Below are 17,110 nucleotides of genomic sequence, written 5' to 3' on the forward strand. Positions count from 1 at the left end.
CTGCCCGCCGTCACCGCCCCTGCACCACCCTTGCCTACTGACCCGCCACAGCCAGCGCGAGCGCCATGATCAAATTCTCTGACCCCGATGAGCCCATGCCGCTGGTCTCGCACCTCAAAGACCTGCGTACCCGCCTGCTGCGCTGCGTCGCGGCGATCCTGGCGATCTTCATCGGGCTGTTTTCCTTCGCCCAGCAGATCTACACCCTGGTGGCGGCGCCGCTGCGTGAGCACTTGCCCGCCAATGCGACCATGATCGCGACCGACGTCGCCTCGCCGTTCCTGACGCCGTTCAAGCTGACCATGGTCGTTTCGCTGTTCATGACCATGCCGCTCATCCTGCAACAAGTCTGGGGGTTCATCGCCCCTGGGTTGTATCGACATGAAAAACGCATCGCGATCCCGCTGCTGGTGTTCAGCATTGTGCTGTTCTACGCCGGCATGGCCTTCGCGTACTGGCTGGTGTTTCCGCTGATGTTCAAGTTCTTCGCGGCAGCGACCCCGGTGGGCGTGGCGATGATGACCGACATCGCCAACTACCTCGATTTCGTCATGACCCTGTTCTTCGCCTTCGGCATGGCCTTCGAGATTCCGGTGGCCGTCGTGCTGCTGGCCTGGATCGGCGTGGTCGATGTGAAGTATCTGAGGAAGGTCCGCCCGTACGTGGTCATTGGCTGTTTCGTGGTCGGCATGGTCCTCACCCCGCCCGACATCTTTTCCCAGACGCTGCTCGCCGTGCCCATGTGGCTGCTGTTCGAGGTGGGTGTGCTGTGCGCCAGCCTGATTCGTTCACGCAGCCGCACGCAGGCACTCGACGCCGGTTGAATCACGCCCCCTCACTTCACTCGTCGGGCCGACGCCGCCCAGCCTTCCCGCCCTTAAATGGAGCCCGCAACGATGCCATGCTTTGACAACCTGAGGGATTACCTCGCCGCGCTGGATGCGCTTGGCGATGTCATGCATATCCACCGTGAAGTCGACGGTGACCTGGAACCTGGTGCCATCACCCGGCGCAGTTATGAAATTCAGTCGCCTGCGCCCTTGTTCGAGAACATTCGCGGCGTAACACCCGGTTTTCGCCTGCTCGGCGCGCCCGCCGCGCTGTGCTCGCGGGCCGACATGCCCTATGCGCGTGTCGCGCTGTCTCTGGGGCTACCCGCGCAGTCGTCGGGGCCGGACATCGTCAATGCGCTGGCCCGGACGCGACGCATCCCTTACATCAAGCCGGTGCTGGTGGACCACGCCGAAGCGACAAGCCAACAGCACGTACTGCGCAGTGAACAGGCGACGCTCGACAGCTTTCCCATCCCGTTCGCCCATGACCAGGATGGCGGGCGCTACGCCAATACCTGGGGCACGCTGATCGTGAAAACGCCGGACAGCCGCTGGGTCAACTGGTCCATCGCCCGCGTCATGAAAGTCGACGGCAAACGCATGGTCGGCCTGATGGTGCCCAGCCAGCACATCGGGCAGATCTGGGGCGAGTGGGTCAAGCTGGGCAAGCCGATGCCCTACGCCCTGGTTCAGGGGCCTGCGCCGGCCATTTCCTGCCTGTCCGGCATGCCGCTGCCCGCCGAGGTGGACGAGGCTGACTTCGTCGGTGCGCTGGGTCAGGAAGCGGTGAAACTGGTCAAGGCCATCAGCGTCGACCTCAACGTACCGGCCAGCGCTGAAATCGTCATCGAGGGCCATGTGTCCATCGAACGTGACTGCATGGAAGGCCCCTACGGCGAGTACGGCGGCTACCTGAGCAAGGGCGCCTCCGCGCAACCGACCTTCCACGTGGAAACCATCACCCACCGCGACGACCCTATCTGGCCGTTGGTCGTGGCCGGGCGGCCCACGGACGAGTCCCACACGGTGTGGGCGATCGGTATCGCTGCGGACGCATTGAGCCGATTGCAGGAAGCAGAGCTGCCCATCACCACGGTCTGGGCACCGGAGCCGGCAGCGGTGCACTGGTTCCTGGCAGTCGCCCCGCGCGATTGGCGCGAGCGTTTGCCGGGTGTCAGCAGCGAAGACTTCGCCCGGCGTGTGGGTGAGGTGCTGTTCAAGACCGATGCCATGCTGTTTGTGCCGAACGTCTACCTGGTGGATGACGACATCGACCCGACGTCGATCAAGGATGTCGTCTGGGCCCTGGCCACACGCGTACACCCCACTGGGCGCCGCGCGGTGTTCGAGGATCAGCCCATCGTGCGCTTGCCGCAGTGCTATCGGGAGGAGGAATACGTGGCGCGGCGTGGGCCGAAAGTGGTGTTCGACACGTTGCTGCCTGAGGACAGGCCGGCGCATGCGTCGTTTGAGCAGGGGTATCCGGAGGAAGTGCGCGAGCGGGTGCTGGCGCATTGGCCGGCGGATTGAGGCCGCTATGCAAGGGTCAATCGATGTGGGACATCGATTGACGAGCACAAAGCGCTGCTGAGGGAATCAGCAGCGTGCTTGAAACGCACACGTAAAAAAGCCCCGTAGAGGTTTGCTCTACGGGGCTTTTTCGATATGGCGGAGAGATAGGGATTTGAACCCTAGGTACTGTTGCCAGTACAACGGATTTCGAATCCGTCCCGTTCGACCACTCCGGCATCTCTCCAGTGGCGCGCATGATACCAGCGATTTCTTCGAACGCAAACCTTTTTGTCAAAAAAGTCGCGTGGTATCAGACGCTTGCGTGAACGGCTCGCTTACAGCGAAACACCCAGGCGCTTGGCGACTTCTTCGTAGGCTTCGATCACGCCGCCCAGGCCCTGGCGGAAGCGGTCCTTGTCCATCTTCTCGCGGGTTTGCTTGTCCCACAGACGGCAGCCGTCTGGGCTGAACTCGTCGCCCAGGACGATCTGGCCGTGGAACACGCCGAATTCGAGCTTGAAGTCGACCAGCAGCAGGCCCGCGTCGTCGAACAGCGTGCTCAGCACTTCATTGACCTTGAGCGACAGCTTCTTCATCTCGACCAGCTGCTCGGCGGTGCCCCAACCGAAGGCGACCACGTGCGATTCGTTGATGAACGGGTCACCTTTTTCATCGTTCTTCAGGAACAGCTCGAAGGTCGACGGTTCGAGCTTGATGCCCTCTTCCACGCCCAGACGCTTGACCAGGCTGCCGGCGGCATAGTTACGCACCACGCACTCAACCGGGATCATGTCGAGCTTCTTGACCAGACACTCGTTATCGCCCAGAAGCTTGTCGAACTGCGTCGGCACGCCGGCTTCTTCGAGTTTCTGCATGATGAAGGCGTTGAACTTGTTGTTGACCATGCCCTTGCGATCGAGCTGCTCGATGCGCTTGCCGTCGAAGGCCGAGGTGTCGTTGCGGAACAACAGGATCAAGCGGTCGGCGTCGTCGGTCTGGTAAACCGATTTGGCCTTGCCGCGGTAGAGTTCGTCGCGTTTTTCCATGGGGGGCTCCGCTTGCAGTGTGGGTGGGCTAGGCGATATGGCGCCAGTCGAGCCCGGTGTCCTGGTTCGCCACCTGGAGCCAGTCCGGGTCGCACCCGAGGGTGTCGACGAAGCACTGGAGCGCCAGCTGTGGCAGGTTGTTCTTGCTGCTGAGGTGGGCCAGCACCAGGTGCTGCAAGGTGTTCCAGCCCAGCTCGGCCACCAGGTTCGCTGCCTGGTGGTTGTTCAGGTGGCCCTGGCTGCCGCCCACACGCCGTTTGAGGAACATCGGGTAGTGGCCACGGGCAAGCAGGTCTCGGCAATGGTTGGCCTCGATGAGCAACGCATCCAGCTCGCGGTAATGCTCGATCAGGCGCGCGTCGTAGCTGCCCAGGTCCGTAAGCATGCCGAAGCGCCGGGTGCCGTCGCTGATCACGTACTGCAGGGGCTCGAACGCATCGTGTTCGACGCGCACGGCACTGACCTGCAGGTGGCCGATGCTCAGGCTGGCGCCGCACTCCAGAAACCCTGCCACCTCGACCGGCTTGCGCATGCCGCGCAAGGTGCCCTGGCTGAGGTAGACCGGAATATTGTAGCGCCGCGCCAGCAGCCCGACGCCATGCACATGGTCGGCATGTTCGTGAGTGACCAGCACGGCGCTCAGTTGTGAGGCCGAAACGCCGAGCAGCGCCAGGCGCCGCTCGGTTTCACGCAAGGAAAAACCGCAGTCGATCAGGATGAAGGTGTCATCACTGGCGACCAGCGTGCCGTTCCCTTGGCTGCCGCTTCCGAGGACTGCGAAGCGCACTTAACCCAGGTGGTCCTGGATCAGGCTCAGCACGCGGCGCGCGACATCGGCCGGGGCCACGGTATTGATGTTCTTCTCGACCGTGACCTGCACGTTCTCACCGACCTTGCTCAGGCGAACCTGATACCGCTCGGCGCGGGCTTCGCGCTCCTGCTCGGTCGCTTCGCTGCCGAACAGACGGCCGAAGAAGCCGGGCTCGCGCTGTTTGTCTTCGGGTTTTTCCGACAGGTTGATGTAGTACAGGCCCAGGCTGCGGTTGATGTCTTCAACGCGCCATTGGCCTTGCTCCAGCGCACGACCCACGCCCGACCAGGCGCGATCGAGGTCCGAACCCAGGTACAGGACCGGGTTGCCGCTGCCGTCTTCGCTGAGATTCACGCGGCTCGGGGTGTCGAAGTCACGCTCGGCGAGCAGGGACACCGAGCCGCCCTTGGCGGCGCTGCGGTTCATGCTGGCGAGCATTTCATCGACCAGCAGGGCGTCGACGCCGGTGTTGCTGGCGCTTGACGGGAACGCGGCGTCGGCGGTGCTGCCGGCAGGCCGCTCGATGCTGGTGATGTACACCTCGCTGGAGTTGCGCTGTACACCCGGCTCGATGCGCACGCGGACACGCACTTCGCTGTCGCCGCTGCTGGCCGAACTGGCCAGACGCTGACCCAGCGAGGCCGACAATTCGTCGAAACGCTGCCAGGTGGTGTTGAATTCGCCAGTCTGCGGACGCTCTTCGGCAATACGGAAGCCGTTGTCCTCGAAGAACTGACGCGCCACCGGCCAGACTTCGGCAGGGGCGTGCTGGGCCAGGACCCAACGGCTGTTGCTGCTGCGCTGCAGGCTGTAGTCGGAAGCGTCTGCCACGGCGTTGAGCTGCTGCGGGCGCGGCACTTCGAATTCGGTCTTGGCGCCTTCATCGGCGATGTTGCGCGGAATCGGCAGCAGCGGATCGAGCCGCTTGACGTTGGTGGCGTCTTGCGGAACCTGCATCGGTGCCGTGCTCTGGGCCTGCAGGTAGTCGCTGCCGCGGTCGCGGAAATAACCTTCGTCGCCCCACAACCAGCCGCAACCGCTGGTGCTGGAGATGATCACTGCTAGGGCGGATAAACCAGCCAGTCGCTTCATGCGGTGTACTTCCTCGATTAAACCAGTACGCCGGACTGGCGCAAGGCAGTACGGACTTGTTCATGACAGCCTGCGCTCAGCCAGGTCAGCGGCAGGCGAATGCCTGGGTGCATCAGGCCCATTTCCACCAGCGCGAACTTCACCGGAATCGGGTTCGCTTCGCAGAACAGGTGCTTGTGCAGTGGCAGGAGAGCTTCGTGGATGGCGCGGGCCTTCTCGGCGTCGCCGGCAAGCGCCGCTTCGCAGAGGTCGGCCATTTCACGCGGGGCGACGTTGGCCGTCACGGAAATGTTGCCCTTGCCCCCGAGCAGGATCAGTTCGACTGCGGTCGGATCATCGCCGGACAACACCAGGAAATCGGCGCTGACGCCTTCGATGATGGCCTTGGCGCGGGCCAGGTCACCGGTGGCTTCCTTGATACCGATGATGTTCGGCACGGTGGACAGGCGGATGACGGTCTCGGCCTGCATGTCGCAGGAGGTGCGGCCGGGCACGTTGTAGAGGATCTGCGGGATGTCGACCGATTCGGCAATGTGCTTGAAGTGCTGGTACAGGCCCTCCTGGGTGGGCTTGTTGTAGTACGGCACGACCAGCAGGCAGGCATCGGCACCGGCATTCTTGGCGTTCTGCGTGAGGTGCACCGCCTCGCTCGTGGAGTTGGCACCCGTACCGGCGATGACCGGAATGCGACCTTCGACGCGCTTGACGACGAATTCGATGACCTTGATGTGCTCGTCCACGCTCAGGGTGGCCGACTCGCCTGTGGTGCCGACAGCAACGATTGCGTGGGTGCCTTTTTCCAGGTGGAAGTCTACAAGTTTGCCGAGGCTGTCCCAATCCAGACGCCCTTGTGCATCCATGGGAGTGACCAATGCCACCATACTGCCCGCAATCATGTAACTGCTCCTGCCGGAAAAAGAGAGCGGTAATGGTACTGGCGCCATCGGCCTTGTACAAGCGAAGCTGGCGGGTGGAGCATTCCCCTGGCGGCAGGATTTCGCTACCCTGCGCTCTTTGCTCGGTAGCGCACGGCCCGCCAGGCCACCCACACGGTGCAACGCCCGTTCGCACGCTGCCTTGCGGCAGCCGCAGGTCGGCTTTTGCCGGTTCGCTACCGACCACTCATCGCTTTAGGAATGCTGCATGTCCACCCCTACCGTTCGCGAACAATTTCTTGTCATCAGCGCCCTGGGCCCCAACCCCATGGAGCTGGCCAACATCCTGAGCCGCGCCGCGTTCGACAATCGCTGCGCAGTAGTCACCTCGCGGCTGTCGCGCCACGGCGAAACCAGCGCGCTGGTGCTGCAGGTCGGCGGCAACTGGGACGCCCTGGCGCGCCTGGAAAGCACCCTCCCGGGCCTTGCCAAGAAACACGGCATGACCATCGACGTGGTGCGCAGCGCCGAGCAGGAGGTCCGCCCTCAGGCACTGCCCTACGTCGCCTATGTCAGTGCAGCGTACCGCCCGGACATCATCAACGAGCTATGCCAGTTCTTCCTCGACCACCGCGTCGAGCTCGACGCCATGACCTGCGACACCTACCTGGCGCCACAGACCGGCAGCAGCATGCTCAATGCCCAGTTCACCGTGATCCTGCCTGCCGGCACCCAGATCAGCTGGCTGCGCGACCAGTTCCTCGACTTCGCCGATGCCCTGAACCTGGATGCCCTGATCGAACCGTGGCGCCCACAGAACCCCGTTTGAGGAGCCCAGCATGACCGTCGCCGTCGATCAACCCGTCCCCGATTTCCAGGCCCAGGCCACCAATGGGCTGAGCGTCGACCTGGCCGAGCTCAAGGGCCGCCAGGTCGTGCTCTATTTCTACCCCAAGGACAGCACCCCGGGCTGCACCACGCAAGGCCAGGGCTTCCGTGACCAGCAGCCGGCCTTCGAGGCGGCCAATACCGTGGTGTTTGGCGTGTCGCGCGATGGCTTGAAGTCACACGAGAACTTCAAGGCCAAGCAGGGTTTCACCTTCGAGCTGATCAGCGACAAGGACGAAGCACTCTGCCAGCTGTTCGACGTGATCAAGCTGAAGAAGCTGTACGGCAAGGAATACCTGGGCGTGGATCGCAGCACGTTCCTGATCGACCGCGACGGTGTGCTGCGCCAGCAATGGCGTGGTGTGAAGGTGCCGGGGCACGTCGATGCGGTGCTGGCCGCTGCCCAGGCTCTGAATCAGCGTTGATCGGGTAACGAGATCCGCCAGGCCGCCAGCGCGGTCAACCCGACGACGTCGTCGCACGATCACGTGGCGCTGCCTCGACTTGCGAAGCCTCGCAGCCCACTCCGCTCCGAGCGCGGCGTATCGCACAGGGCACTCGGCGCTGTGCAGGCGGCGGGTCGGGGGCCGTCCGCCGCCGCTCCCCGCTCAGCACTGACCACCGCTACAGCAGTGGCGCCACCGGCGGCTCCTGCCGTGGCCAGGCATCGAGCACCGCCTTGAACAAGGTCGCCAGCGGAATTGCGAAGAAGATCCCCCAGAACCCCCACAGCCCGCCGAACAGCAACACCGCACAGATGATTGCCACCGGGTGCAGGCTCACCGCTTCGGAAAACAGCAGCGGCACCAGCACGTTGCCGTCGAGCGCCTGGATGATCGCGTACACCGCCATCAGGTAGATGAACTGATCGCCCCAGCCCCACTGGAACAGCGCGATCAACGTGACCGGTACGGTCACCACCACCGCGCCGACATACAGCACCACCACCGACAGCCCCACCAGCAACGCCAGCAAGGCCGCGTAATTCAGACCCAGGCTGATGAAGGCGATATAGGTGGCGATGCCGCAGATCAGAATCTCGATGCCCTTGCCGCGGATGTAGTTGGCGATCTGCCGGTTCATCTCATCGCCCACCCGGTTGAGCAACGTGCGCTCGCGTGGCAGGTAGCCCGAAACCCAACGCGCGATCAGTTCGCGATCCTTGAGGAAGAAGAACACCAGGATCGGCACCAGCACCAGGTAGATCATGGCGCTGACCAGCAGCGGCAGGCTCGACAACGAGAACGTCAGTGCCCACTGCCCGAACTTGCCGATCTCGCCACGCACCGTTTCGATAGCACGCAGCACCTGCTCATCCGAGACCAGGTGCGGGTAGCGCTCAGGCAGCAGCAACAGCAGTGATTGCCACTTGCCGAGCATGCCCGGCAGTTCGTTGAGCAGGGTGATCATCTGATGCCAGAGCAGCGGCACCAGGATGAGCAGAAACGCCCCCAGCGCGCCGAGAAACAGGGTGAACACCACGCCCACGGCAACACCTGAGGGCACCTTGAAACGCTCCAGGGTGTTGACCAGGCCCTGCATGAGGAACGCCAGCACCAGCCCGGCCAGCACCGGTGCCAGCATGCCACCGAAAGTCAGCACCAAGGTGAAGGCAAGGACCAGCAGCACGGCCAGCACCACCGCTTGTTCGTCGGAGAAGTAGCGCTGAACCCAGCTGCGAAGCACGTTGAACATTGAAGATCCTTGGAAAAGACTCAGGCCTTGCGCAGCCAGTAGGTGTACACGCCCCCCTCGACCTGCGCGTCGACCAGGGCATGACCTGAGAGGCGGGCAAAGGTCTGGAAGTCACGTTGCGAACCGGCATCGGTGGCGATCACCTTGAGCAGCGCACCGCTGGCCAGGCCATTGAGGGCCATTTTTGCCTTGAGCAGTGGCAGCGGGCAGGTCAGCCCGCTGGCATCCACTTCGGCGGCGCAGGTGGGGGTATCGGTCATGCTGTTCTCCGGGGCAAGGCAGGCGGCCGGCTAGCATAGCGCCACTGGTCGGTGACGTGCGAGCCGGCTACAGTAGACCTCTTTGACCGATGCGAGCTCCACGGATGAATCTACTGCGCCCTACCCTGCTGGCGATGGCCTGCCTGCTGGCCGCGCCTGGCCACGCCGACGATCTGCCGTCACTGGGCGATGCGAGTTCCTCGATCGTCTCTCCCAAGCAGGAGCACGACCTGGGCCGGGCGTGGCTGAGCCTGCTGCGGGGCAACGTCAAGCAGCTGAACGACCCGCAGCTCAAGGACTACGTCGAGACCAGCGTGTATCGCCTGGCCGAAACCAGCCAGCTGCAGGACCGGCGCCTGGAGTTCATCCTCATCGACAGCCGCGAGCTCAACGCTTTCGCGGCGCCCGGCGGTATCGTCGGGGTCAACGGTGGCTTGTTCCTCAATGCGCAAACCGAGGGCGAGTATGTCTCGGTACTGGCGCACGAACTGGCGCACTTGTCGCAACGTCACTTCGCCCGCGGCGTCGAGGCGCAGCAGCGCATGCAGCTGCCGATGATGGCCGCGTTGCTGGCCGGGATCGTGCTGGCTGCAGGCGGCGGTGGCGATGCGGGTATCGGTCTGATCGCCGGCAGCCAGGCTGCAGCGATTCAGGAGCAGCGGCGCTTTTCCCGGCAGAACGAGCAGGAGGCCGACCGCATCGGCATTCTCAACCTGGAAAAGGCCGGCTACGACCCGCGCAACATGCCCAGCATGTTCGAGCGCCTGGCGCGTCAGTACCGTTATGACGGCAAGCCGCCTGAGTTCCTGCTCACTCACCCGGTCACCGAGTCGCGGATCGCCGACACCCGCAACCGCGCCGAGCAGGCGCCCAAGGGCGGCGTCGAGGACAGCCTGCGCTACCAGCTGATCCGCGCCCGTGTCGCCCTGACCTATGAAGGCACACCGGGATTGGCAGCCAAGCGTTTCCAGGCGCAACTCGACGAAGACCCGACCCTGGACGCTGCCCGCTACGGCCTAGCCCTGGCGCAGATCAAGGGTGGTCGGCTCAATGAGGCGCGCGAGAGCCTCAAGCCGCTGCTGGCCAAGGCGCCGAACGACATCACCTACAACCTGGCGCAGATCGACCTGGACATCACCAACAACCGCCTGGCCGATGCCCAGCAACGCGCCGCACGCCTGCAGGGGCTGTACCCCGGCAACTACCCGTTGAACCAGATGCGCGCCGACCTGCTGATCAAGCAGAGCAAGCCGGCCGAAGCCGAGCAGGTGCTGGACAAGTTGCTCAAGGAGCGCCCGGAGGATCCGGACGTCTGGTACGAAGTGGCCGAGGTGCGGGGGCTGTCAGGCAATACCATTGGCCTGCACCGGGCGCGGGCCGAGTACTTCACGCTGGTGGGGGATTTCGACCAGGCCGTGCAGCAGCTCGACTTCGCCAAGCGCCGCGCAGGCAGCAATTTCCCACTGGCCTCGCTCATCGACCAGCGTCAGCGTGAAATCCTGGAGCAGCAGCGCATGGTCAAGGACATGATGCGCTAGGCCAGTATCCGGGTAGGATTGCCCAGTCCTTTACTGTGCCTGGCCTGGAACAGGGAGGTTTCGCTGTCTATTGCGCGCCTGAGGAGCAAGCAGCCCGGTGGGCAACAGTAGTTCCTTGCGCAACAGCAGCCTGGTGGGGACAAGCGGTCCGGTGGGAGCGACTTTAGTCGCGATGGGCGGCGCAGCCGTCCTGCCTCAGGCAATGCGTACTGCCAGAGAAAACGCGTTGGCAGCCTCGCCGCCCTTCGCGGCTGAAGCCGCTCCTACAGGGGCGCGCGGTCAGGAAGCGGGTCCAGGGGGCGCGGTCAGCTGGGAGCAATCATGCTGGCCGTCGCGGCGAGTCCGATCGCCGAGGTAATCACCACTCGCCCCAGGCATTACGCGTTACCCGACACCTTCATCCGCGCCGCTTGCGTGAAATCCAGCATCCGCTGCAGCGGCTTCACCGCCCGCGGAATCAACGCCGGGTCTACGCTGATCTCGTTGCTGCCCGTGCGCAGGCACTCCAGCGTGCGTTCCAGCGTGTTCATCGCCATCCACGGGCAGTGCGCGCAGCTGCGGCAGGCCGCGCCGTTGCCGGCAGTCGGCGCCTCGATGAAGACCTTGTCCGGGCACAGCTGCTGCATCTTGTAGAAGATGCCGCGGTCGGTGGCGACGATGAAGGTGGTGTTTGGCAGGGTTTGCGCGGCCTTGATCAACTGGCTGGTGGAACCCACGGCATCGGCCAGGTCGATGACCGACTCCGGCGACTCGGGGTGGACCAGGATCGCTGCCTCTGGATACAGGGCCTTCATGTCCGCCAACTGGCGCGACTTGAATTCCTCATGGACGATGCACGCCCCGTCCCACAACAGCATGTCGGCGCCGGTCTGCTTCTGGATGTAGCGGCCCAGGTGCTGGTCCGGCCCCCAGATGATGGTTTCCCCGTTGTCCATCAGGCTCTCGACGATTTCCAGCGCGCAGCTGGAGGTTACGACCCAGTCGGCGCGGGCCTTCACGGCGGCCGAGGTGTTGGCATACACCACCACGGTGCGCTCGGGATGCTTGTCGCAGAACGCCGAGAACGCTTCCACCGGGCAGCCCAGGTCAAGCGAGCAGGTCGCCTCAAGCGTGGGCATCAGGATGCGCTTGTGCGGGGTGAGGATCTTCGCCGTCTCGCCCATGAAGCGCACCCCGGCCACGATCACCGTGTCGGCCGCATGGTCGCGACCGAAGCGGGCCATTTCCAGCGAATCGGACACGCAGCCGCCGGTTTCCTCGGCCAGCGCCTGGATGATCGGATCACAATAGAAGTGCGCGACCAGCACCGCATTCTGCGCCTTGAGCTCGGCCGCGATGGCGGCGCGGTAATCGGCTTCCTGCGCGGGCGTCAAGGGATGGGGTTGCTTGGCATCAAGGTGGGCTTGAACCAGGAGACGTTCGGAAATCTGGGTCATGATCGCTGGACCTGCGGGCGCGCATGCGCGTCAGTCGAGAGTATCACCAGGCCCTGGCAAATCGGCTAAAGGTGCCGGACGGCGGGGCTGGGCACCGCGTCACGGCCCATCTGCGGGCCCGGATTGTTATGGACGCCGAAGGCTACAGAGAATCGGATCAATTCAAAAGCGATATTTGCCAGCGGTGACAGCGCCGCACACCGCGCGCCGAAACCGCTGCCAGGCCCTGCTCGACACCGCAGCAGGGCCATGCTCAGGTCACTGCGGTACAGGCATCGAAGCAATCGAGGCCAGCATCATGATGAAGTCCTGAACGGGCATCTTCTTGCCGTTGAAATCGACCATGCCATCGGCGTAGTTCAGTGTCGATACCACGTCGTCACCGTTCACACTGGCCAGGCCGGTCTGGGTCGCCATCACGCCAAGCATCTCGCCGGCCTGGCTGGCTTGCCGGGCAATGGCCTGGGCATCGGTCTGACCGCCCAACAGTGCCTGCAAGGTGGCCAGATCGCCGATCATCAGCTTGGACATCGACAGCTTGCCATCGAGCTTGGAGACCAGTTGCTGGCCCAGTTGATCAGGCGGCAGGTCGAACGAGGTCGGGTTGCTGAAATCGACTGCCAGCTTGAACTGGCTGGTCCCGCGGGCCGTCTTGAACGACAGGTCCTCGATCTCGGCCGTGGGCTTGGCCGCCAGCAACTTCTGCAGCTCGCCTTGCACCTTGGCGCGCTCTTCGTCGGTCATCTCGATCTTGGGGAAATCCTGACCCTGAGCCGCGGCCTGCTGAATCTGCGGCAGCTTGCCTTGGTACCACTCGGACAGCGCGCGCATGGCCGGGATGTCGACCGAGCGGAAGTTCAGCACCATCTGCCCACTGCCCACGGCGCGGTTGGCGTAGTTGATGTCCGACACCTTGTATTCCAGGTGCCCGCCCAGGCGGTCCTTGCCTTCCAGGCTGTACAGGTTGTTCTGTTCAAGGCCCTTGATCAGCAACACGTCCTGCTTCGGCCCCAGGGTGGCCTGCAATTGCGAAAGGAACAGGTCGAGCTTGCCGACATAGACCATCTCGTGGTCAGTCTTGGTCAGGTCACCGCCGATCTTGAAGCCTTCCATCACCACCGTCGCAGGTGGACGGTCGCCCACCACCTTCATTTCCAGGCGGTCGGCAGTGCCATGAATCTTCACGGCGCTGCCCTCACGGTCACCCGAGACCTGCAGGCGCATGCCGGCGAAGTCGACACTGCTGCCGTTGTCCTGGGTGGCCTTCATCGGCGCCACACGCAGATCGCTGTCGATACCGCCTGCATAGCCCAGGTCGACCTGCGCGGTCAGGGGCGACTGGCCGCCAGCTGCGTCGAAGAATGCGGCCGTCTGCTGGTCCTTGACCAAGGCGCTGTTGCTGGTGGCCATCACTGGCAGCAGCTTGAGTGACTTGACCCGCGACCATGGGAACGGGCCATGCTCGATGTGATCGCTGACGGCCACCTCGAAGTTGAGCGGCTCGCTCTGGCCGCCCATCCACACGTCCTTCACCTTCAGGCGATACTGCGCATCGCTGGTGAAGAAGTGCCGATCAAGCGACACCAGCTCGACGCTCATGGTGCCGCCGGTACCTGCTGCGGCCTCCTTCAGCTCGGCGTTGGTGCGGGCAATGGAGCGCTCGAGCTCGGCGGGAATCTGCTTGCCGGTGTACCAGGCGCCACCAACGGTGACAGCGGCGATGGCAACGGCCAGACCGCAGAGAATACCTACTGATTTCTTCATGAATAGAACCGGTTGCTGTCCATAGGGGCGACGCGGGTGGCCGCGAGGGGTAAGAAGAATATCACCGTGGGGTGTGGCGTGGGGCAAACACAGGTGTCGCTGCCCGACCTCGATGATCCGTACACCGAAGACAACCGATACCGGGCAAGATTCCCGCAACGCCGGGTGACCGGCCAGCGTACCCACGCGTCAGAGCTGAGGCAGGCGCGGATCGAATCGAGCGATCGGCAGTCAATTGTCCGCCCGCCCGAGCCTGCACCTGCTTTTCTCCACTGGACTGCCTTGATGCCCTCTTCGACACCCTCGCCCGCCACGCGCTGCCAACGCCTGAAAGCCGCCAGCCACCGCGACCATGACAGCGTCGATACGCTGGTGATGGCCGCTCGCCCCTTTGCCGACCGCGAGCGCTACGGGCGCTTCCTGCAGGTGCAGCACCGCTTTCATGGCAGCCTGCTGGGGCTCTACCACGATGCGCAGCTCAATGACTGGCTACCCGGCTTGCAGGAGCTGTCGCGCTTTGCAGCGCTTGAAGGCGATTTTCAGGACCTGGCATTGCCGCTGCCGGCAACCCCTGCACCGGTGCAGGTGGAGGCGGCGCAGGCCCTGGGCTGGCTGTACTGCAGCGAAGGCTCGAACCTGGGCGCGGCGTTCCTGTTCAAGCAGACCCAGCAACTGGCGCTCGACGCCAGCTTCGGCGCGCGCCATCTGGCCGCGCATCCGCATGGGCGGGCGCTGCACTGGCGGGCATTCGTCGAGCAGGTCGATGGCTTGGCATTGCAACGAGAGGAAGAAGCGCAGGCGGTGGCGGGGGCGATTGCGGCGTTCGATCATTACCGGAGCCATCTGCGCGCGGTGTTCGGCGAGGAGTGCAACGGCTGAAAGGGGACTGGCCGCTACGTTGGCCAACCCCCTGTGGTACAACGCGGCAGATTACTTGCCGGTCCACTCCTTCACGCGCTCAGGGTGCTTGGCGACCCAGTCTTTGGCAGCGGCTTCGGGTTTGGCACCGTTCTGGATGGCCAGCATCACTTCGCCGATCTCATCCTTGGACTGCCAGGAGAACTTCTTCAGGAACTCGGCCACTTCTGGCGCTTTGGTTGCCAGTTGCTTGCTGCCGATGCTGTTGACGGTCTCGGCATCACCGAAGACTTTCTTCGGATCTTCGAGGAACTTGAGTTTCCACTTGGCGAACATCCAGTGCGGCACCCAGCCGGTCACTGCGATGGATTCCTGCTTGTCGACGGCTTTGCCCAGCTCGGTGGTCATCGCGGCGCCGGAACTGGCCACCAGCTTGTAGCCGGTCAGGTCGTAGTCCTTGATGGCCTGGTCGGCCTTGAGCATCACACCGGCACCGGCGTCGATGCCGACGATCTTCTGCTTGAAGCTGGTATCGGTTTTCAGGTCGGCAATGCTGTTGGCCTTGACGTATTCGGGGACGATCAGACCGATCTTGGCGTCTTTGAAGTTGGCGCCATAGTCGACGACCTTGTCCTTGTTCTTGGCCCAGTACTCGCCATGCGTGACGGGCAGCCACGCCGACAGTGTGGCGTCAAGTTTGCCAGTCGATACACCTTGCCACATGATCCCTGCAGCAACGGCCTGCAGCTTCACGTCATAGCCCAACTTTTCTTTGATCACTTCGGCGGCCACGTTGGAGGTCGCGACACTGTCCGACCACCCTTCCACGTAACCAATGCTTACTTCCTTGGCCATTGCTTGCGCAGCGCCCATGGCCAGTACCAGGGCGCTTCCCACGCCCAGTAAACGTCGCATTTTCATCAAAGCATCCCCGCGTCAGGTCTTATTTGAGACGTCATCATCCACCTGCACGCCCAGCAGACCCGCTCCGTGTGCGACCTTCAACACGCCCTGCGCGACAGCACTTGGCTATTAACGTCATGTGCTGACAGTGGCCTGCGCGATCCTTGCATGCCAAAGGATTGGCGACGGGCTACTATCACCCGGCCGCTGCCCAGGCCTGTATCGAGCCGCTGCATGCTCCAGGCCTTGCTTGCCTGAACGCGCCAGCCCAACCGCCCGCTCCCGACGATGGACCGACCGATGCCCAGCTCTACCCGCCTGCTCCTGCCGCTCTATGCGATCGCCTGCGTGCTTGCCCTGCTGGGGCTGGGCGCACTCTGGTATGGGCTGGGCAAGCCGGTCGATCTGGCAGACGCAGCCAGCCCCACGCACAAGCTGCAGTGCGCCTCCTACACACCGTTCGACAAGGACCAGTCGCCGTTCGATCAGCCGTTTCAGTTGCGCCCGGCGCGCATGGACGCAGACCTGGCGCTGCTGGCCGAGCGATTCGAGTGTATCCGCACCTATTCCATGACCGGCCTGGAGGCCATTCCAGCCCTGGCGCGCAAGCATGGCCTGAAGGTCATGCTCGGCGCCTGGGTCAATGCCAACCCGGTCGACACCGCCCGCGAAGTGCAGCAACTGATCGCGGCGGCCAACGCCAACCCTGATGTGGTCACGGCAGTGATCGTCGGCAACGAGACGCTGCTGCGCAAGGAGATCACCGGCCCCGCGCTGGCCACGCTGATCAGCCAGGTCAAACGCCAGGTGTCGGTGCCGGTCACCTATGCCGACGTCTGGGAGTTCTGGCTGCAACACCCGGAGATTGCCCCGGCAGTGGATTTCCTGACCATTCACCTGTTGCCGTATTGGGAAGACCAGCCGCGCGACATCGACGACGCTCTGCGGCACGTGGCCCAGGTGCACCAGCGCTTCGTCGAGCAGTTCGCGCCCAAGCCGATTCTGATCGGCGAGACGGGCTGGCCCAGCGAGGGCCGCCAGCGCGAGACCGCCGTGCCCAGCCGGGTCAATGAAGCGCGCTTCATCCGTGGTGTGGTGGCCCAGGCTGAAGCGCACGGCTGGCGCTACAACCTGATCGAGGCATTCGACCAACCGTGGAAGCGCGCCAGTGAGGGTGCAGTGGGCGGTTATTGGGGCCTGTATGACGCCGATCGGCAAGACAAGGGCATCCTCGAGGGGCCGGTCAGCAACCTGGCGCTGTGGCCGCAGTGGTGGCTGGCCAGTGGCGTGCTGATGCTGGCCACCTTGCTGCTCGCAGGGCGCCCGCGCACTGTGCGTGCGGCGATTGCGCTGCCGCTGCTGGCCGCCTTCGGTACAGGTTGCCTGGGGCTGTGGGGTGAGTTGATGCGCACCCACGCGCGCTTCCCTGCCGAGTGGGCGTGGGCGGTGCTGCTGGCGCTGCTCAGCGGCGTAGTGCTGGTCCATACCGCTCTGGCCCTGAGCCAGCCGCAGGGCTGGCGCCAGCGTCTGTTCGCACGTGTCGAGGGGGTGGGTGGATGGCTGGTGATCGCTGTCGGCTTTGCGGCTGCAGTCAGCATG

Annotated in this window: 16 protein-coding genes and 1 tRNA gene; 7 read left to right on the plus strand and 10 right to left on the minus strand. The window is 63.9% G+C overall.

The genetic code is table 11. The features are described from left to right. Positions 1-65 precede the first annotated feature (65 nt). Both tatC and RT028_RS16050 read left to right on the plus strand, forming a co-directional pair. Positions 66-824 (plus strand): twin-arginine translocase subunit TatC, encoded by a 759-nt coding sequence (gene tatC / locus RT028_RS16045; RefSeq protein WP_312936107.1) that lies wholly within the window; start codon positions 66-68, stop codon positions 822-824. Between the two features lie 72 nt (positions 825-896). Further along, the gene (locus tag RT028_RS16050) at positions 897-2,363 is read left to right on the plus strand and encodes a UbiD family decarboxylase (RefSeq protein ID WP_312936108.1); all 1,467 of its coding nucleotides are present in this window, start codon (positions 897-899) and stop codon (positions 2,361-2,363) included. Between the two features lie 136 nt (positions 2,364-2,499). Here the strand turns inward: RT028_RS16050 and RT028_RS16055 are convergent. The 5 genes from RT028_RS16055 to dapA all read right to left on the minus strand — a co-directional run bounded on the left by RT028_RS16055 (position 2,500) and on the right by dapA (position 6,190). Continuing rightward, positions 2,500-2,589, minus strand: a tRNA-Ser gene (locus RT028_RS16055). 91 nt (positions 2,590-2,680) lie between these two features. Further along, positions 2,681-3,391 (minus strand): phosphoribosylaminoimidazolesuccinocarboxamide synthase, encoded by a 711-nt coding sequence (purC, locus tag RT028_RS16060; RefSeq protein ID WP_312936109.1) that lies wholly within the window; start codon positions 3,389-3,391, stop codon positions 2,681-2,683. Positions 3,392-3,419: 28 nt separating this feature from the next. After that, a complete protein-coding gene (locus tag RT028_RS16065) occupies positions 3,420-4,178 on the minus strand; it encodes an MBL fold metallo-hydrolase (RefSeq protein ID WP_312936110.1) in 759 nt (252 codons plus the stop codon). Continuing rightward, positions 4,179-5,294: an outer membrane protein assembly factor BamC gene (gene bamC / locus RT028_RS16070; protein ID WP_312936111.1), complete on the minus strand. Its 1,116-nt coding sequence runs from the start codon at positions 5,292-5,294 to the stop codon at positions 4,179-4,181. Between the two features lie 17 nt (positions 5,295-5,311). Next, the gene (dapA, locus tag RT028_RS16075) at positions 5,312-6,190 is read right to left on the minus strand and encodes a 4-hydroxy-tetrahydrodipicolinate synthase (RefSeq protein WP_312936112.1); all 879 of its coding nucleotides are present in this window, start codon (positions 6,188-6,190) and stop codon (positions 5,312-5,314) included. 247 nt (positions 6,191-6,437) lie between these two features. On the opposite strand from dapA, the gene RT028_RS16080 reads away from it, so the two are divergent. Continuing rightward, the gene (locus tag RT028_RS16080) at positions 6,438-6,998 is read left to right on the plus strand and encodes a glycine cleavage system protein R (protein WP_038412467.1); all 561 of its coding nucleotides are present in this window, start codon (positions 6,438-6,440) and stop codon (positions 6,996-6,998) included. A gap of 10 nt (positions 6,999-7,008) precedes the next feature. After that, positions 7,009-7,482: a peroxiredoxin gene (locus RT028_RS16085; RefSeq protein WP_312936113.1), complete on the plus strand. Its 474-nt coding sequence runs from the start codon at positions 7,009-7,011 to the stop codon at positions 7,480-7,482. Between the two features lie 199 nt (positions 7,483-7,681). On the opposite strand, the gene RT028_RS16090 is transcribed toward RT028_RS16085, so the two are convergent. Next, on the minus strand, positions 7,682-8,752 hold the full coding sequence (locus RT028_RS16090; RefSeq protein ID WP_312936114.1) for an AI-2E family transporter: 1,071 nt from the start codon (positions 8,750-8,752) through the stop codon (positions 7,682-7,684). A 20-nt stretch (positions 8,753-8,772) separates the two neighbouring features. Then, a complete protein-coding gene (locus RT028_RS16095) occupies positions 8,773-9,012 on the minus strand; it encodes a sulfurtransferase TusA family protein (protein ID WP_312936115.1) in 240 nt (79 codons plus the stop codon). Positions 9,013-9,116: 104 nt separating this feature from the next. On the opposite strand from RT028_RS16095, the gene RT028_RS16100 reads away from it, so the two are divergent. Continuing rightward, positions 9,117-10,550, plus strand: a complete 1,434-nt coding sequence (locus tag RT028_RS16100; protein WP_312936116.1) for a M48 family metalloprotease — start codon at positions 9,117-9,119, stop codon at positions 10,548-10,550. 377 nt (positions 10,551-10,927) lie between these two features. Here RT028_RS16100 and nadA read toward each other — a convergent pair whose 3' ends face one another. Both nadA and RT028_RS16110 read right to left on the minus strand, forming a co-directional pair. Next, positions 10,928-11,986: a quinolinate synthase NadA gene (nadA, locus tag RT028_RS16105; RefSeq protein WP_312936117.1), complete on the minus strand. Its 1,059-nt coding sequence runs from the start codon at positions 11,984-11,986 to the stop codon at positions 10,928-10,930. A gap of 258 nt (positions 11,987-12,244) precedes the next feature. Next, positions 12,245-13,750: a YdgA family protein gene (locus tag RT028_RS16110; protein WP_312936118.1), complete on the minus strand. Its 1,506-nt coding sequence runs from the start codon at positions 13,748-13,750 to the stop codon at positions 12,245-12,247. Between the two features lie 285 nt (positions 13,751-14,035). On the opposite strand from RT028_RS16110, the gene RT028_RS16115 reads away from it, so the two are divergent. Then, positions 14,036-14,629, plus strand: coding sequence for a biliverdin-producing heme oxygenase (locus tag RT028_RS16115; RefSeq protein ID WP_312936119.1), 594 nt, complete (start codon positions 14,036-14,038; stop codon positions 14,627-14,629). A gap of 51 nt (positions 14,630-14,680) precedes the next feature. On the opposite strand, the gene RT028_RS16120 is transcribed toward RT028_RS16115, so the two are convergent. Further along, entirely contained in the window at positions 14,681-15,529 is an 849-nt protein-coding gene (locus tag RT028_RS16120) for a glycine betaine ABC transporter substrate-binding protein (RefSeq protein ID WP_312936120.1), read from the minus strand. Positions 15,530-15,799: 270 nt separating this feature from the next. Between RT028_RS16120 and RT028_RS16125 the strand changes: the two genes are divergently transcribed. Further along, the coding region (locus RT028_RS16125) for a beta (1-6) glucans synthase (protein ID WP_312936121.1) at positions 15,800-17,110 on the plus strand (1,311 nt) is incomplete at its 3' end.

The sequence above is a fragment of the Pseudomonas sp. genome, assembly GCF_032058845.1.
In the GTDB taxonomy this organism is placed as follows: domain Bacteria; phylum Pseudomonadota; class Gammaproteobacteria; order Pseudomonadales; family Pseudomonadaceae; genus Aquipseudomonas.

Coding starts and splice junctions, on each gene's coding strand:
- tatC (WP_312936107.1), top strand. CDS start 66: ATGATCAAATTCTCTGACCCCGATGAGCCCATGCCGCTGGTCTCGCAC.
- RT028_RS16050 (WP_312936108.1), top strand. CDS start 897: ATGCCATGCTTTGACAACCTGAGGGATTACCTCGCCGCGCTGGATGCG.
- purC (WP_312936109.1), bottom strand. CDS start 3,391: ATGGAAAAACGCGACGAACTCTACCGCGGCAAGGCCAAATCGGTTTAC.
- bamC (WP_312936111.1), bottom strand. CDS start 5,294: ATGAAGCGACTGGCTGGTTTATCCGCCCTAGCAGTGATCATCTCCAGC.
- dapA (WP_312936112.1), bottom strand. CDS start 6,190: ATGATTGCGGGCAGTATGGTGGCATTGGTCACTCCCATGGATGCACAA.
- RT028_RS16080 (WP_038412467.1), top strand. CDS start 6,438: ATGTCCACCCCTACCGTTCGCGAACAATTTCTTGTCATCAGCGCCCTG.
- RT028_RS16085 (WP_312936113.1), top strand. CDS start 7,009: ATGACCGTCGCCGTCGATCAACCCGTCCCCGATTTCCAGGCCCAGGCC.
- RT028_RS16090 (WP_312936114.1), bottom strand. CDS start 8,752: ATGTTCAACGTGCTTCGCAGCTGGGTTCAGCGCTACTTCTCCGACGAA.
- RT028_RS16095 (WP_312936115.1), bottom strand. CDS start 9,012: ATGACCGATACCCCCACCTGCGCCGCCGAAGTGGATGCCAGCGGGCTG.
- RT028_RS16100 (WP_312936116.1), top strand. CDS start 9,117: ATGAATCTACTGCGCCCTACCCTGCTGGCGATGGCCTGCCTGCTGGCC.
- nadA (WP_312936117.1), bottom strand. CDS start 11,986: ATGACCCAGATTTCCGAACGTCTCCTGGTTCAAGCCCACCTTGATGCC.
- RT028_RS16110 (WP_312936118.1), bottom strand. CDS start 13,750: ATGAAGAAATCAGTAGGTATTCTCTGCGGTCTGGCCGTTGCCATCGCC.
- RT028_RS16115 (WP_312936119.1), top strand. CDS start 14,036: ATGCCCTCTTCGACACCCTCGCCCGCCACGCGCTGCCAACGCCTGAAA.
- RT028_RS16120 (WP_312936120.1), bottom strand. CDS start 15,529: ATGAAAATGCGACGTTTACTGGGCGTGGGAAGCGCCCTGGTACTGGCC.